General features: G+C 65.6%; 14 protein-coding genes. 7 read left to right on the top strand and 7 right to left on the bottom strand.

Annotated features, from left to right (window positions below; translation table 11 throughout):
- The 3 genes from AC06E9_RS09495 to AC06E9_RS09485 are packed head-to-tail and all read left to right on the top strand — an operon-like array spanning window position 1 to window position 2,417.
- Complete coding sequence (locus AC06E9_RS09495) at window positions 1–831, top strand: ABC transporter ATP-binding protein (protein WP_152152444.1); 831 nt, start codon at window positions 1–3, stop codon at window positions 829–831.
- A 3-nt stretch (window positions 832–834) separates the two neighbouring features.
- Window positions 835–1,761 carry an MlaD family protein gene (locus AC06E9_RS09490; protein ID WP_121042588.1) on the top strand — a complete coding sequence of 309 codons (927 nt, stop codon included), beginning with the start codon at window positions 835–837 and terminating at the stop codon, window positions 1,759–1,761.
- On the top strand, window positions 1,758–2,417 hold the full coding sequence (locus AC06E9_RS09485) for an ABC-type transport auxiliary lipoprotein family protein (RefSeq protein WP_121042586.1): 660 nt from the start codon (window positions 1,758–1,760) through the stop codon (window positions 2,415–2,417). The genes AC06E9_RS09490 and AC06E9_RS09485 overlap by 4 nt, the downstream gene beginning before the upstream one ends.
- Here the strand turns inward: AC06E9_RS09485 and AC06E9_RS09480 are convergent.
- Window positions 2,395–2,985 carry an alpha-ketoglutarate-dependent dioxygenase AlkB family protein gene (locus AC06E9_RS09480; RefSeq protein ID WP_121042584.1) on the bottom strand — a complete coding sequence of 197 codons (591 nt, stop codon included), beginning with the start codon at window positions 2,983–2,985 and terminating at the stop codon, window positions 2,395–2,397. The genes AC06E9_RS09485 and AC06E9_RS09480 overlap by 23 nt on opposite strands.
- Before the next feature lie 248 nt (window positions 2,986–3,233).
- Here AC06E9_RS09480 and AC06E9_RS09475 point away from each other — a divergent pair, with 248 nt between their 5' ends.
- Window positions 3,234–6,062, top strand: a complete 2,829-nt coding sequence (locus tag AC06E9_RS09475; RefSeq protein WP_282259150.1) for a rhamnan synthesis F family protein — start codon at window positions 3,234–3,236, stop codon at window positions 6,060–6,062.
- Here AC06E9_RS09475 and AC06E9_RS09470 read toward each other — a convergent pair.
- Genes AC06E9_RS09470 through rfbB form a run of 6 tightly spaced genes read right to left on the bottom strand, consistent with a single transcriptional unit; the run spans window position 6,052 to window position 10,884 of the window.
- Complete coding sequence (locus tag AC06E9_RS09470; protein WP_121042580.1) at window positions 6,052–6,681, bottom strand: CoA transferase subunit B; 630 nt, start codon at window positions 6,679–6,681, stop codon at window positions 6,052–6,054. The two genes, AC06E9_RS09475 and AC06E9_RS09470, sit on opposite strands and share 11 nt — an antisense overlap.
- Window position 6,682: 1 nt before the next feature.
- Window positions 6,683–7,417, bottom strand: a complete 735-nt coding sequence (locus AC06E9_RS09465; protein WP_121042578.1) for a CoA transferase subunit A — start codon at window positions 7,415–7,417, stop codon at window positions 6,683–6,685.
- Between the two features lie 59 nt (window positions 7,418–7,476).
- A complete protein-coding gene (rfbD, locus tag AC06E9_RS09460; RefSeq protein ID WP_461770661.1) occupies window positions 7,477–8,376 on the bottom strand; it encodes a dTDP-4-dehydrorhamnose reductase in 900 nt (299 codons plus the stop codon).
- A complete protein-coding gene (rfbC, locus tag AC06E9_RS09455; RefSeq protein ID WP_282259158.1) occupies window positions 8,373–8,930 on the bottom strand; it encodes a dTDP-4-dehydrorhamnose 3,5-epimerase in 558 nt (185 codons plus the stop codon). The genes rfbD and rfbC overlap by 4 nt, the downstream gene beginning before the upstream one ends.
- Window positions 8,927–9,814 carry a glucose-1-phosphate thymidylyltransferase RfbA gene (gene rfbA, locus AC06E9_RS09450; protein WP_121042571.1) on the bottom strand — a complete coding sequence of 296 codons (888 nt, stop codon included), beginning with the start codon at window positions 9,812–9,814 and terminating at the stop codon, window positions 8,927–8,929. Before rfbA ends, rfbC begins: the two co-directional genes overlap by 4 nt.
- 14 nt (window positions 9,815–9,828) lie before the next feature.
- Window positions 9,829–10,884, bottom strand: coding sequence for a dTDP-glucose 4,6-dehydratase (gene rfbB / locus AC06E9_RS09445; RefSeq protein WP_478055963.1), 1,056 nt, complete (start codon window positions 10,882–10,884; stop codon window positions 9,829–9,831).
- A gap of 261 nt (window positions 10,885–11,145) precedes the next feature.
- Between rfbB and AC06E9_RS09440 the strand changes: the two genes are divergently transcribed.
- The 3 genes from AC06E9_RS09440 to AC06E9_RS09430 all read left to right on the top strand — a co-directional run bounded on the left by AC06E9_RS09440 (window position 11,146) and on the right by AC06E9_RS09430 (window position 14,337).
- Window positions 11,146–11,892, top strand: coding sequence for an electron transfer flavoprotein subunit beta/FixA family protein (locus tag AC06E9_RS09440; RefSeq protein ID WP_121042567.1), 747 nt, complete (start codon window positions 11,146–11,148; stop codon window positions 11,890–11,892).
- Window positions 11,892–12,830: an electron transfer flavoprotein subunit alpha/FixB family protein gene (locus AC06E9_RS09435; protein WP_121042565.1), complete on the top strand. Its 939-nt coding sequence runs from the start codon at window positions 11,892–11,894 to the stop codon at window positions 12,828–12,830. The genes AC06E9_RS09440 and AC06E9_RS09435 overlap by 1 nt, the downstream gene beginning before the upstream one ends.
- 148 nt (window positions 12,831–12,978) lie before the next feature.
- Complete coding sequence (locus tag AC06E9_RS09430) at window positions 12,979–14,337, top strand: phosphohexomutase domain-containing protein (RefSeq protein ID WP_121042563.1); 1,359 nt, start codon at window positions 12,979–12,981, stop codon at window positions 14,335–14,337.
- The last annotated feature ends 9 nt before the right edge of the window (window positions 14,338–14,346 follow it).

Genomic DNA, 14,346 nt, shown 5'->3' with positions numbered 1-14,346 from the left:
ATGATCACCGACACCGCCCCGGCCCCTGACCGCGACGACGCCGCCACGGATGAAGGTGAACTGCTGATCCGCGTGCGCGGGCTGACCAACCGTTTCGGCGCCCAGGTGGTACACGACGGCTTGGATCTTGATGTCCGACGCGGCGAGATCCTGGGCGTGGTCGGCGGCTCGGGTACCGGCAAATCGGTGTTGATGCGCAGCATCCTGGGCCTGCGCACGCCGGACGATGGCCAGATCGAGGTGCTGGGCGTCGATGCCCGCTCCAGCGACCCGGCCAACCGCCTGCATATCGAACGCAACACCGGCGTGCTGTTCCAGGACGGTGCGCTGTTCTCGTCGCTGACCGTGGGCGAGAACGTGCAGGTACCGCTGAAGGAACATCACGGCGAGCTGCCCGAGCGCTGGCATTACGAACTGGCCCTGCTCAAGGTCAAGCTGGCCGGCCTGCCCGCCGATGCGATCAACAAGCTGCCCTCGCAGCTGTCCGGTGGCATGCGCAAGCGCGCCGGCCTGGCCCGGGCGCTGGCGCTGGACCCGCCGCTGCTGTTCCTGGATGAGCCCACCGCCGGGCTGGACCCGATCGGCGCGGCCGCCTTCGACCGCCTGATCAAGACCCTGCAGGAAGCGCTGGGCCTGACTGTCTTCCTGATCACACATGATCTGGACACGCTGTATGCGATCTGTGACCGGGTGGCGGTGCTGGCCGACAGGAAGGTCATCGCCAATGCCCCGCTGCACGAGATCGAACAACTGGACCACCCGTGGATCCAGGAGTACTTCCACGGACCGCGCGCGCGTGCTGCGCGCGATGCAAAGCACGAGAGCGAGTAAGCCATGGAAACCAAAGCCAATTACGTCCTGATCGGCGCCTTCACCCTGGTGGTGGGACTGGCGCTGCTGGCCTTCGGCCTGTGGGCCGCCAAGTACTCATCCGATCGCACCTGGACGGAATACCGCGTGGTGTTCCGCGAGGCCGTCACCGGCCTGTCGGTGGGCAGCCCGGTGCAGTACAACGGCATCGCGGTCGGCTCGATCACCGAACTGAACCTGGTGCCGGATGACCCGCGCCAGGTGGTCGCGCGGATCCGGCTGAACTCCAATACGCCGGTCAAGACCGACACCCGCGCCAAGCTGGCGATCACCAGCCTGACCGGCCCGTCGATCATCCAGCTCAGTGGTGGTACCCCGCAGTCCGCCGCACTGACCGCGGTCAACAAGGACCCGGCCCCGATCATCCCGACTACCCCGTCTGCGCTGCAGAACATCACCGACGTGGCCAACCGCATCGTCGAGCGCATGGACCAGGTGCTCAGCGACCGCAACGTGGCCAGCATCAACGCGACCCTGGCCAACCTGGAAACCATCAGCGGCGGCCTGGCCGACCGCGACCAGGGCACCCAGGCGCTGCTGCTCAGCGCGCGCGATGCCGCCCGCAGCCTGGATGTCACCCTGAAGAGCACCAATGGCACCATCCAACGCCTGGACAAGAACCTGGTGCAGCAGCTGCCGCCGATCCTGGACAAGCTGGAAACCACGCTGAGCAAGCTGGATTCGGCCGCCGGCAATGCCGATTCGATCCTTGGCGAGAACCGCGCCGCGATCAACAGCTTCGCCAACGATGGCCTGGCCCAGCTCGGCCCGACCCTGACCGAGCTGCGCGGCCTGATCCGCGATCTGCGCCGGGTCAGCGACCGCCTGGACAACAACCCGGCACGCTACCTGCTCGGCCGTGACGCACCCAAGGAGTTCGAACCCAAATGAGCCACCCGACCTTCTTCCGGCCCCTGCTGCCGATCGCCCTGATCGCCGCGCTTGGTGGCTGCTCGCTGCTGGGCAGCAACGAACGCAGCGCGGTGACCATCTATTCGCCCGTGGTCCGCATCCAGGCCGACCCGAGCTGGCCGACCGTCGATTGGCAGCTGGTGCTGGTCAAGCCCAGCGCCGCGCGCGTGGTCGACAGCCCGCGCATCAACGTGCGCCCGACCCCCTCCGAACTGGAGGTCTACAAGGGCGTGAGCTGGGCCCAGCCGGCCACCGACATGCTCGATGACGCGCTGGTGCGCGGCTTCGAGGATTCCGGCCGCATCAACGGCGTGGCCCGGGTCACCACCGGCATCCGCGCCGACTACAAGCTGGCCATGGACGTGCGTCGTTTCGAAGCGGACTACCGCGGCCAGGCCACGCCCACCGCGCTGATCGAGGTGAACGCCAAGCTGATCCACGTGATCGACCAGCGCGTGGTCGCCGACCGCACCTTCCGCCAGGAAAACCCGGTCGGCAGCAGCGACGTCGCCCAGGTCACCGCCGCGCTGGAACAGGGGCTGCAGACACTGACCACGAACGTGGTGGGCTGGACGCTGGTGACCGGCGAGCAGGATCACGCCCGCGCTGCAGTCACGCCGACCCGGGTGCGGTAATCCAGCGGAACGTGAGATTCAGGCGCTCGGCCAGCGGCCGGGCGCTCTTGGGCAGGGAATGCTGGTAATGGCGCTGGGTCTGACCGCCCATGACCAGCAGGTCGCCATGGTCCAGCAGTACCTCGGCCTTCTTGGCATGGTCGTCCCGGCGCCGCAGCAGGAACCGCCGCGCCGCGCCCAGGCTCACTGACGCGATCACCGGCGCCGGCCCCAACTCGGGCTCATTGTCGCTGTGCCAGCCCATCCCATCATCGCCATCGCGGTAGCGGTTGAGCAGCACGCTGTTGAAGGCGTGACCACAGAATTCGCCCAGCTGATCGCGCAGCGGCAGCAGCGCCGGATGCCAGGGCTGCGGCACGAATTCGGTACCGGAATAGCGGTAGCGCGCGGCCGGGTCGCCCATCCAGCAGCTCAGGCGCGGGGAATCGACCTGACGGCCGAACATGCGAATCTTGTGCACCTCCCACGGGACGTCCTCGCGGAGCGTGCGCTGGAGGGTGTCGGCGGCGTCACGGGATAGCCAGTGGCGGTGCCAGTGCACCTGGGCGTCGGGGAGGTGGAGATCCATGGGGTGACGCTAGCATTCCTTCGCCGGTGTGCGTATCCCGACCATGGCAGGACCCTGTGGATTTGCCCCCTGTCCACCAAAGATCGAAAATGACCGCCTGCCGGACCGGCATCGTTGAAAGAGCATTCCATGGCCCCACTTCGCCTCAGCGCTTCAAACACCGCGCCGGCTGCCAGCGAGGCCGTGACCAGCGCGCGCCACTTCACTGCACCCACGCCGCTCGCTGCGCGCCATCAGGATGTGACGCGATGACCTCCTCTGTGACCCGCGCGGTCCGTGCAGGCCGCCAGGCGGTCTCCCGGCATGGCGGTGGGCTGGTCGGGCTGTGGTCGGTACTGCGACGCATTTTCAAGGTCGCCTCTGCGATGGGTGTTCGTGGGCTCGTCAATCGGCTCAAGCAGGCCAGCGCGTCACGCATCCAGGTGGCACAGCCAGTCGAGCACCTGTTTCCCGCGCCGGTGCCCCTCGCCCAGCTCCAGCAGCGCGTCGGGCTCATGGCCCATGTGTACTACCCGGACCTGATAGAGGAGTTCGCTGGGCTGCTGGCGCACATCCCGGTGCCGTTCGAGTTGCTCGTGTCAGTGATGGACGACTCGGCCAAGCTCCAGGCCGAAGAACGCTTTGCAAGGGTTCCGCGTCTTTCTGCATTGCACGTCCGCGTCGTGCCCAATCGGGGCCGCGATATCGCGCCGCTGCTGGTGACATTCCGCGATGAGATCACGGCCTTGGATATCGTCGGCCATATCCACACCAAGAAGTCGCTGTACACGGGCAGCGAGCAGGAGCAGTGGCGGCGCTACCTGCTGCGTTCGCTGCTGGGCAGCGAAACGCGGGTCGCCTGGATTCTGGGCATGTTCGCTGCCGAGCCGCGTCTGGGCATGGTCTACCCGGAAACCCATGAAAGCCTCCCGCCCTGGGCACACACATGGCTGAGCAACGCCGAGGTCTGCGCAGCATTGGCGGCACGGCTGGGCCTGGAAATAGACCGCACTGCCTACATCGATTATCCGGCAGGCTCCATGTTCTGGGCACGGGTCGATGCGCTGCGCCCCCTCTTCGCATTGAATCTGACTACCAGCGATTTCCCCGCCGAAACCGGCCAGGTGGATGGCACCCTGCAACATGCAGTGGAGCGCCTTCTGGCCACCATTACGCGCCACCAAGGTCTGCTTGTCGGTGTACTTGCCCCGGGCGATACACCGCACCTGATCAGCGAAGGGCAGCGCAACTGGACAGAGGCATTCGCCACACCGGTTGCCCCCCGCATCCAGCTCTCTGCGCTGGATGCGGACCTGGTCACTACCGATGTATTCGATACGTTGGTGACCCGTCCGTTCCTGTCACCACACGCCGCGCGCGACTACCTCTCCTTCAGGGCCCTGGCCCGGTTCGGCGTCGATGATTTCTCGGCGGCGCGCCAGCTCGCCGAGGAACGCGCGCGCATTTCGAGTGGGCGCGACCCCACACTTGATGAGATCTACGCGCACTTCCCTGCACTGGCATCCACCGTGGATCCGCAGGCGCTCCTGGAATTGGAAATCACCACCGAGCAGCGCCTGCTGCGTCCGCGCAAAGGTGTGTTGGCGGCCATGCAGGCGTTGCGAGGCAAACGCGTTGTAGCCCTATCGGACATGTACCTGCCGGCCGCAGTGCTCCGGCAGGTGCTGCCGCCCGCCGTGGTGGCACTCACATCGGAATGGTGGGTGTCGTGCGAGACAGCGATGCGCAAGGACGATCCCGCCACGTGGGCGGCGATCTCACAGCGCGAAGGCATTCCGATGAAACGCTGGCTGCACGTAGGCGACAACGAACACGCGGATGTGCAGATTCCACAGTTGAGCGGCCTCCTTTCCCCCGTCCATATCGTGCGCCCTTCAGCGTTGCTGGACATGGTGCCGGCACTGCGCCCGCTTCGACATCCAGCCGGGCTCAACGCACCGTGGCCCGAGCAGTTGTGGCGGGGTCTGCTAGCCAACCATTTCGCCGCAGTAGGCGATTGGACTCCGTCCCATCTCTCGCCGCGGCCCACACTGGATGCCTACAGTGCGGGCTATACGGTCCTGGGACCTGTCGTTCTGGATTACCTGGTGTGGCTGGCGAACCTCGCGAAAGAGCGCGAGATCGGAACGGTGCTCTTCCTCAGCCGCGAGGGATTCCTGCTGCAGCAAGCATGGGACGTCCTGGCCGGCAGCGCCCCGGCTCTGCGATCGCTGAGGTCGTCCTATCTTCTGGTATCCCGACGCGCCGCGGGCATGGCCAGCCTGCGTGAAGCGAACGATCTTGAGCGGCTCCTGCATGGTACGTACACCGGCCCCCTGGTGAACCTTGTTGCCTCGCGCTTGGGTGAAGAAGCCGCGGTGGCCGTACGTGAGCAGGTGGGCACCCTGGCAGACCGCGACATCTATTTACCTGAAATGCTGGATCAGGCCATCGCGACGCTGGCGCCGGCGCTCCCCTCCTTGCTCAACATCTCAGCACGCGAATGCGACGCCTACCTGGACTACTGGCGCGAGACGGTTGGCGACGATGCTGCCCTGGTCGCGGATATCGGCTATGCCGGCACTATCCAGACCTATCTGTCGAGCATCATTGACCGCCCCGTGGGGGGAGCGTACTTCGCATTACGTGCCACTGCGCGGAAGGTGGAAGGACATGGCTGGGCCGTGGCCCGGTATCACGATGGGCGCACGGTACCGGAGGAGGCATCCCCCATTTTGGCGCATGACCTGCTGCTTGAAGCGCTGCTGGCAGCACCGTCCGGTCAGTTCTGCGGCTTCCGCGGCACCGGCAGTGGACGCGAGCCGATGTTCGCGCCGCCCGAGCTGTCCGCCACGGGCCAGGCATCCCTGGCCCAGGTCCATCAGGGCGCATTGAGCTTCATCGCCGACGCGTGCGCGGCACTGGGAGAGGATGTGCAACACCTGAGCTTGGACCCCGAAGGTGTGCTGCTGCCGCTTCAGTGCCTGGCCAATGGCCATTGGTCAGCGGGCCCATGGCTGCAGACGCTCGCCACGGAGGACAGCTTCACCGGCCGCGGCAGAGTCGCGGCCGGTGTCGCCGGATCGGTCAATCGCTGAACGCCACGCCGGTCTTTTCCTTCAACTCATCGATACCCACACCCGGGGCAGCCTCGACCAGCACCAACCCCTTATCGGTGACATCGAACACGGCCAGCTCGGTGATGATGCGATCGACCACGCCCACGCCAGTGAGCGGCAGCGTGCACTCGGGCAGAATCTTGTGCTCGCCGCTCTTGGCGGTGTGCTCCATCAGCACCACCACGCGCTGCACGCCGGCGACCAGATCCATCGCCCCGCCCATGCCCTTGACCATCTTGCCCGGCACCATCCAGTTGGCCAGGTCGCCCTTGTCGGTGACCTGCATCGCGCCAAGGATGGCCAGGTTGATGTGACCACCGCGGATCATCGCGAAGCTGTCGTGGCTGCCGAAGTAGCTGGCACCCGCACGTGCAGTCACCGTCTGCTTGCCAGCGTTGATCAGGTCGGCGTCCACCTCGGCCTCGGTCGGGAACGGGCCGATGCCCAGCAGGCCATTTTCGGACTGCAGCCACACATCCACGCCGTCGGGAATGTGGTTGGCGACCAGGGTTGGCAGGCCGATGCCTAGGTTCACGTAGGCGCCGTCGGTCAGTTCGCGCGCGGCGCGCTGTGCCATTTCATCGCGGGTCCAGGCCATCTCAGTTCGCCTCCTGGCGCACGGTACGCTGTTCGATACGCTTCTCGGGATGCGGGTTGTGCACGATGCGGTGCACGTAGATGCCTGGCAGGTGGACCTGGTCCGGGTCGATGCTGCCCACCGGCACCACCTCCTCCACTTCCACGATGCACAGCTTGCCGGCCATCGCGCAGGCCGGGTTGAAGTTGCGCGCGGTCTTGCGGAACACCAGGTTGCCGGCCTCGTCGGCCTTCCAGGCTTTGACCAGTGCGACGTCCGCGCGCAGCGCGGTTTCCATCACATAGTGTTTGCCATCGAACGCGCGGGTTTCCTTGCCCTCGGCCACCACCGTGCCGTAGCCGGTTGCAGTGAAGAAGGCCGGGATGCCCGCGCCACCGGCGCGCAGCCGCTCGGCCAGGGTGCCCTGCGGATTGAACTCCAGCTCCAGCTCACCGGCCAGATACTGGCGCTCGAATTCCTTGTTCTCACCCACATAGGACGAGATCATTTTCCGGATCTGACGGGTCGCCAGCAGTTGGCCGAGGCCAAAGCCATCCACGCCCGCATTGTTGGAGATCACGGTCAGATCCTTGGCCCCGGTATCGCGCAACGCAGCGATCAGGGCCTCGGGAATACCGCACAGGCCGAACCCGCCGACCGCCAACGTCTGGCCATCGGCGATGGCACCTTGCAGCGCCTCGGCTGCACTGGCGTACCGCTTGCCAGGTCGCACGGCGTTGTCTGGGGACTTGCTCATCTACGCCCTCACCTCGTTGATGTAAGCCGCCATTGTAGCCCCTCGCTGCCGTATGCCCCTCAGCGCGGTTGCAGGTGCGCCATTACCTGCGCAAGGCCTTCCTGCCAACTCGGCAGAGTGAGATCGAAATCTCTCTGCAGCCGCGATACGTCCAAGCGCGAGTACGCCGGCCGTGGCGCGGGCGTGGGGTACTCGGCGGTGGTGATCGCTTCCACCCGGGGAGCTCGCGGCAACACGCCCCTGGCGATGGCTTCGGCGAAGATCGCTTCGGCAAAGCCGTACCAACTCGTCTCACCGGTGGCGGTAAGGTGCCAGGTACCGGACAGGCCCCCGGCATGCCGCAACGCGTGCGCGGTGACATCTGCGATCAACGCTGCGGGCGTGGGGGTACCTATCTGGTCGGCGACCACGCGCACTACGTCGCGCTCGGCGCCCACGCGAAGCATCGTACTCAGGAAGTTGGCGCTGTGTTCGGCATATACCCACGCGGTGCGGAAGATCAGATGATGGCCGGCGGCAGCACGAATGGCGTCTTCGCCATCCCGCTTGGTCATCCCATACACGTTGAGCGGTGCGGTCGGCGCATCTTCGCGGTACGGCACGCGCGACTGGCCATCGAACACGTAGTCGGTGGAGTAGTGCACGTATGGCACGCCACGCCGCGCACACCAGCGCGCAAGCACGCCGGGTGCCTCGGTATTGGCGCGACGTGCCGCTTCCGGCTCCTGCTCTGCCCGGTCCACCGCCGTGTACGCGGCGGCGTTGACCACCACCGACGGCAGCAGGCGGTCCAGCAAGGACGCCAGCGACGCGGGCTCATCGAAGTCGGCCCTCTCGCAGGCAATGCCATCTGCGAGCAGACCGGTGCGGGTCGTCGGGATCACGGGGCCGAGCGGCGCAAGCGCGCGCCGCAGTTCCTGGCCGAGCTGCCCGTTGCCCCCCAGCACGAGCAGCGTCATGGCAGGTAGACCGGCAGACGTTCCTCCGCGACGTCGTTCAGAAACGGCGCCTGCTCATCCTTGGCTGACAGCGAAGGCGCGCTGATCGGCCAGTCGACCGCCAGGTCGGCATCGTTCCAGCGGATCGCCGCATCGGCCTCTTTGACATACACATCGGTACACAGGTAATTGAACAAAGCCGTCTCGGAGAGCACCGCAAATCCATGCGCGAAGCCGGGCGGTATCCACAACTGGCGGCGGTTCTCGCCGCTGAGCATGAACGCCTCCCAGCGGCCGAAGGTGGGCGAACCGCGGCGGATGTCCACCGCCACGTCGTACACCTCACCCTGCAGCACCGTCACCAGCTTGCCCTGCGGGCGCGGCCACTGGTAATGCAGGCCGCGCAGCACGCCTTTGGCCGAACTGGAGACATTGCTCTGCACGAACGTGCTAGGCAGCCCCTGCGCGGCATAGCGCTCAGCGTTCCACGTCTCGAAGAAGAAGCCGCGCGAATCCCCGAATACCGCCGGCTCGATCAACACGCAACCTGGCAGCGAGGATGGAATGAGTTTCAAGGCACGACGCCCCGCTGCAGCAGTTTCTGCAGGTACTGGCCGTAACCGTTCTTGATCAGCGGCGCAGCCAGCGCTTCCAGCTGCGCGGCATCGATCCAGCCCCGCCCGAACGCGATTTCCTCGGGACAGCACACCTGCAGTCCTTGGCGTGTCTGGATGGTCTCGATGAAATTCGATGCCTCCAGCAATGACTGGTGGGTACCGGTGTCCAGCCAGGCGAACCCGCGCCCGAGGGCTTCCAGGTGCAGTTGCCCATCGCGCAGATAGCGCTGGTTAAGGTCGGTGATCTCCAGTTCGCCGCGCGGCGAAGGCTTGAGCTCGGCCGCGTACTTGCTGGCGTTGCCGTCGTAGAAGTACAAGCCGGTAACCGCATAGTTCGACCGCGGCTTCTCCGGCTTCTCGACCAGGTCCACCACTTTGCCATGCTTGTCGAATTCCGCGACACCGTAGCGCTCTGGATCGTTGACCCAGTACCCGAACACCGTTGCGCCCTGCTCGCGCTGGTCAGCACTGCGCAGTACATCGCTCAGCCCGTGGCCATGGAAGATGTTGTCGCCCAGTACCAGGCAGCTCGGCTTGCCGCCAATGAAGTCCTTGCCGATCAAGTACGCCTGCGCCAACCCGTCCGGGCTAGGTTGTACGGCGTATTCGATGTTCATGCCCCACTGCGAACCATCGCCAAGCAGGCTCTGGAAAAGCGCCTGCTCGTGCGGCGTGTTGATGATCAGCACATCGCGGATCCCCGCCAGCATCAGCACGCTGAGCGGGTAATAGATCATCGGCTTGTCGTACACGGGCAGCAACTGCTTGCTGACCCCCTTTGTGATCGGATACAAGCGCGTGCCCGAACCGCCGGCGAGGATGATGCCTTTACGCTGGGTCATATTGAATCCTTGGTTCATGCGGTGGTACCGATGCGCTGCAGCCGATAACTGCCGTCGAGCACGCCGTTCACCCAGTCCTGGTTGTCCAGATACCAGTTCACGGTGAAGCCGATGCCCTGCTCGAAGGTGTACTTCGGCTCCCAGCCCAGCTGGTCCTTCAACTTGGATGCGTCGATCGCATAGCGACGGTCATGGCCGGGGCGGTCGGTCACATGGGCGATCTGGCTGGCACGCGGCTGGCCATCCTCGCGCGGGCGGCGTGCATCGAGCAGGGCGCAGATGGCCCGCACCACCTCGATGTTCTGCTTCTCCGAGTTACCGCCCACGTTGTACGTCTCGCCCACCTGGCCCTTGGCCAGCACGGTGCGGATTGCTTCGCAGTGGTCGCTCACGAACAGCCAGTCGCGCACCTGCTTGCCATCGCCATACACCGGCAGCGGCTCGCCGGCCAGGGCCTTGGCGATCACCAGCGGGATCAGCTTTTCGGGGAAGTGGTACGGGCCGTAATTGTTGGAGCAATTGGTGGTCAACACCGGCAACCCGTAGGTGTGGTGGAACGCGCGCACCAGATGGTCCGAGGCCGCCTTGGACGCCGAGTACGGCGAATTGGGGGCATACGGGGTGGTTTCGCTGAACTTGCCGGTCTCGCCGAGGGTGCCGTATACCTCATCCGTGGACACGTGCAGGAAGCGGAACGCCTGGCCCTTGTCGGCCGGCAGCGCCTTCCAGTAATCGCGCACGGCTTCCAGCAGTGCCAGGGTGCCGACCACGTTGGTCTGGATGAACGCGCCGGGGCCATCGATGGAGCGGTCCACGTGGCTTTCGGCGGCGAAGTTCAGCACGGCGTCCGGCTGATGCTCGGCAAGCAGACGGGAAACAAGCGCCTGGTCACCGATGTCGCCCTCGACGAACACATGGTCCGGATTGCCGTCCAGCGTGGCCAGGGTCTTCAGATTGCCCGCGTAGGTCAGCGCATCGAGGTTGATGACGCGCACGCCTTTGGCGACTGCTTCGAGGACAAAGTTACCGCCAATGAATCCGGCTCCGCCGGTGACAAGCCATGTGGGCACTACCCGTTCTCCTGTTCGATATGCGTGCAGGGGGCCTGCTGGCGCCCTGGCTCAGCGCAACAGGATACATGGCGGCCGTCGTCACGACTGCCCGTCCAGCGTTAACAGCAGGCGTCTTCCGTCGATTTCATGACGCGCTGCAGCACAACCATACGCATTCGCATGGTGCCCTTGCGCCAGTTAGAATCGCTGTCCCACCCCCGAACCGGTTGCTAGTCAAAGAACCGGACGTTCTCCCGTTATTGAAGGATCCAGCTCCAGATGAAAATCCTCGTCGCGTACAAGCGCGTGGTGGACTACAACGTCCGCATTCAGGTCAAGCCGGACGGTTCCGGCGTGGTCACCGACGGCGTCAAGCTGTCCCCCAACCCGTTCGATGAAATCGCGCTGGAAGAAGCGCTGCGCCTGCGCGACAAGGGCATCGCCACCGAGGTCGTGGTGGCCACGATCGCACCGGCCGATGCGCAGGCGCACCTGCGCAACGGCCTGGCCATGGGCGCCAACCGCGCGATCCATGTGGTGACCGACCAGGCCATCCAGCCGCTGACCGCTGCGCGCACCCTGCTCAAGCTGGTCGAGAAGGAACAGCCGGACCTGGTGATCCTGGGCAAGCAGGCCATCGATGACGATGCCAACCAGACCGGCCAGATGCTGGCCACGCTGTGGGGCCGCCCGCAGGCGACCTTCGCCAGCAAGCTGGACATCGCCGACGGCAAGGCCACGGTCACCCGTGAAGTCGATGCCGGCCTGGAAACGCTGGAAGTGGACCTGCCGGCCGTGGTCACCACCGATCTGCGCCTGAACGAGCCGCGCTTCATCAAGCTGCCGGACATCATGAAGGCCAAGGCCAAGCCGCTGGAGACCCTGCAGCTGGCCGACCTCGGCGTGGATGCCGCTGATACCTTCAAGACCACCCAGTACGCCGCGCCGGTCAAGCGCAGCAAGGGCGTGATGGTCAAGGACGCGGCCGAACTGGTCGCCGCACTCAAGCAGAAGGGGTTGCTGTAATGACCAAGATCCTCGTTGTCGCTGAACACCACGATGGCAAGCTCAATGCCGCCACCGCCAAGACCGTCAGTGCGGCCGCCGCGATCAGCGGCGCCAGCATCGATGTGCTGGTGCTGGCCGCCGATCCGGCCGCCGTGGCTGCCGAGGCCGCCCAGCTGGCCGGCGTCGCCAAGGTGCTGACCGTGACCAACGCCGCCAATGCCCAGGCGCTGGCCCAGGTGCTGGCCCCGCAGATCGCGCAGCTGGCCACCGGCTACACCCACGTATTCGGCCCCTCGACCACCTTCGGCAAGGACCTGATGCCGTGCGTGGCCGCCCTGCTGGGCGTCAACCAGGTCTCCGATCTGATGACCGTCGAAGGCAGCCACAGCTTCAAGCGCCCGATCTACGCCGGCAACGCCATCATCACCGTGGAGGTGCCGGCCGACCAGATCGTGGTCGCGACCGTGCGTGCGGCCTCCTGGCCGGAAGCGGCCAAGGGCGGCAGCGCTGCTGTGGAAGCGGCCAGCGTGGATGCGGCACTGCCGAGCCACACCCGCTTCGTCGGCCTGGCCGCTGGCGCGACCGACCGTCCGGACCTGCAGAGCGCCAAGCGTGTGGTCTCTGGCGGCCGTGGCGTGGGCTCGGAAGAGAACTTCAAGGTGATCTTCCAGCTGGCCGACAAGCTCGGTGCCGCCGTCGGCGCCTCGCGCGCCGCGGTCGATGCCGGCTACGTGCCCAGCGACCTGCAGGTCGGCCAGACCGGCAAGATCATCTCGCCGGAGCTGTACGTGGCCGTGGGCATCAGCGGCGCGATCCAGCACCTGACCGGTATCAAGGACGCCGGCACCATCGTGGCGATCAACAAGGACCCGGATTCGCCGATCTTCGAGATCGCCGACATCGGCCTGGTGGGGGACCTGTTCACGTTGCTGCCGGAGCTGGAAAAGGCGCTGTAAGTACTGCGTGAAGTCGGGGCCGCGCGGCGACGTGTCGCTGCGCGGCGTTTTGCTGCCGGGCCCTGGAAGGCCCTCTGCTGGAAAAAGCGACACGTTCCTCAGAACGCTGTCGCTATAATCGGCGGTCACCCCCGTAAGGATTGCATTGATGACGCTCCCCTGCTTCAAGGCATACGACATTCGCGGCCGCGTTCCGGAAGAACTGGACGCTGCCCTCGCCGAGCGCATTGGCGCCGGCACTGCGTCCCTTCTGGGACCTGGCCCCGTCGTTCTGGGACGCGACATCCGCCTCAGCAGCCCGGAGCTGCAAGCCGCGCTGGAGAAAGGCTTCACTGCGTCCGGGCGCGATGTAATCGATATCGGGCTGTGCGGTACCGAGGAGGTGTATTTCCAGACCTTCCACCGCCAAGCCGCTGGTGGCGTGATGGTTACCGCCAGCCACAACCCGATGGGCTACAACGGCATGAAGCTGGTGCGTGAGCACGCTCGGCCGATCAGCGGCGATACCGGCCTGTTCGACGTGCGCGATTTTGCCGCCGGCGATACCCCCCTGCCCTCCGGCACGGGACAGGTCCGCACCGATGCCGACAAAACCGCGTACATCCAGCACCTGCTGGGGTATGTGGATGTGAATCAGCTCAAGCCACTGAAGATCGTGGTCAATGCCGGCAATGGTGGCGCGGGCATCGTGATCGATGAACTGGCGCCCCACCTGCCCTTCGAGTTCGTCCGTATCCAGCACGAGCCTGACGGCTCCTTCCCGAACGGCATTCCCAACCCGCTGCTGCCCGAAAACCGTGCCGCGACCGCCGATGCCGTCCGCGCCCACGGCGCAGACTTCGGCATTGCCTGGGACGGCGATTTCGACCGCTGCTTCTTCTTCGACAGCCAAGGCGAGTTCATTGAAGGCTACTACCTGGTGGGCCTGCTGGCCGTGGCGCTGCTCAAGCGCGCCCCGGGCGGCAAGGTCATCCATGATCCGCGCCTGACCTGGAACACGGTGGAAATGGTGGAACAGGCCGGTGGCGTGCCGGTCATGAGCAAGACCGGTCATGCCTTCATCAAGGAGCGCATGCGCGCCGAAGATGCGATCTACGGCGGCGAGATGAGCGCGCACCATTATTTCCGTGATTTCGCGTACTGCGATTCCGGAATGATCCCGTGGCTGCTGATTGCCGAGCTGGTTTCGCAGACCGGCACCTCGCTTGGCGATTTGGTGGCCGACCGCATGAAGGCTTTCCCATGCAGTGGCGAGATCAACTTCCGCGTCGACGATGCCAAAGCAACCGTGGCACGCGTGATGGCGCACTACGCGGACCAGACGCCGGCGCTGGACTACACCGATGGTGTCAGCGTCGAATTCGACACGTGGCGCTTCAACCTGCGCAGCTCCAACACCGAGCCACTTCTGCGGCTGAATGTCGAAACCCGTGGCGACGCTGCGCTGCTGCGCGACCGGACCGAAGAGCTCACCGCCCTGATCGGCGGCCAAGCCCCCCAACACTGATTCAGGACG

It is taken from the genome of Stenotrophomonas sp. Steno-Z10-BAI, from assembly GCF_056393115.1.
Note: the sequence above shows the minus strand (reverse complement) of the source record. Positions and strands in the feature narration are given on the sequence as shown.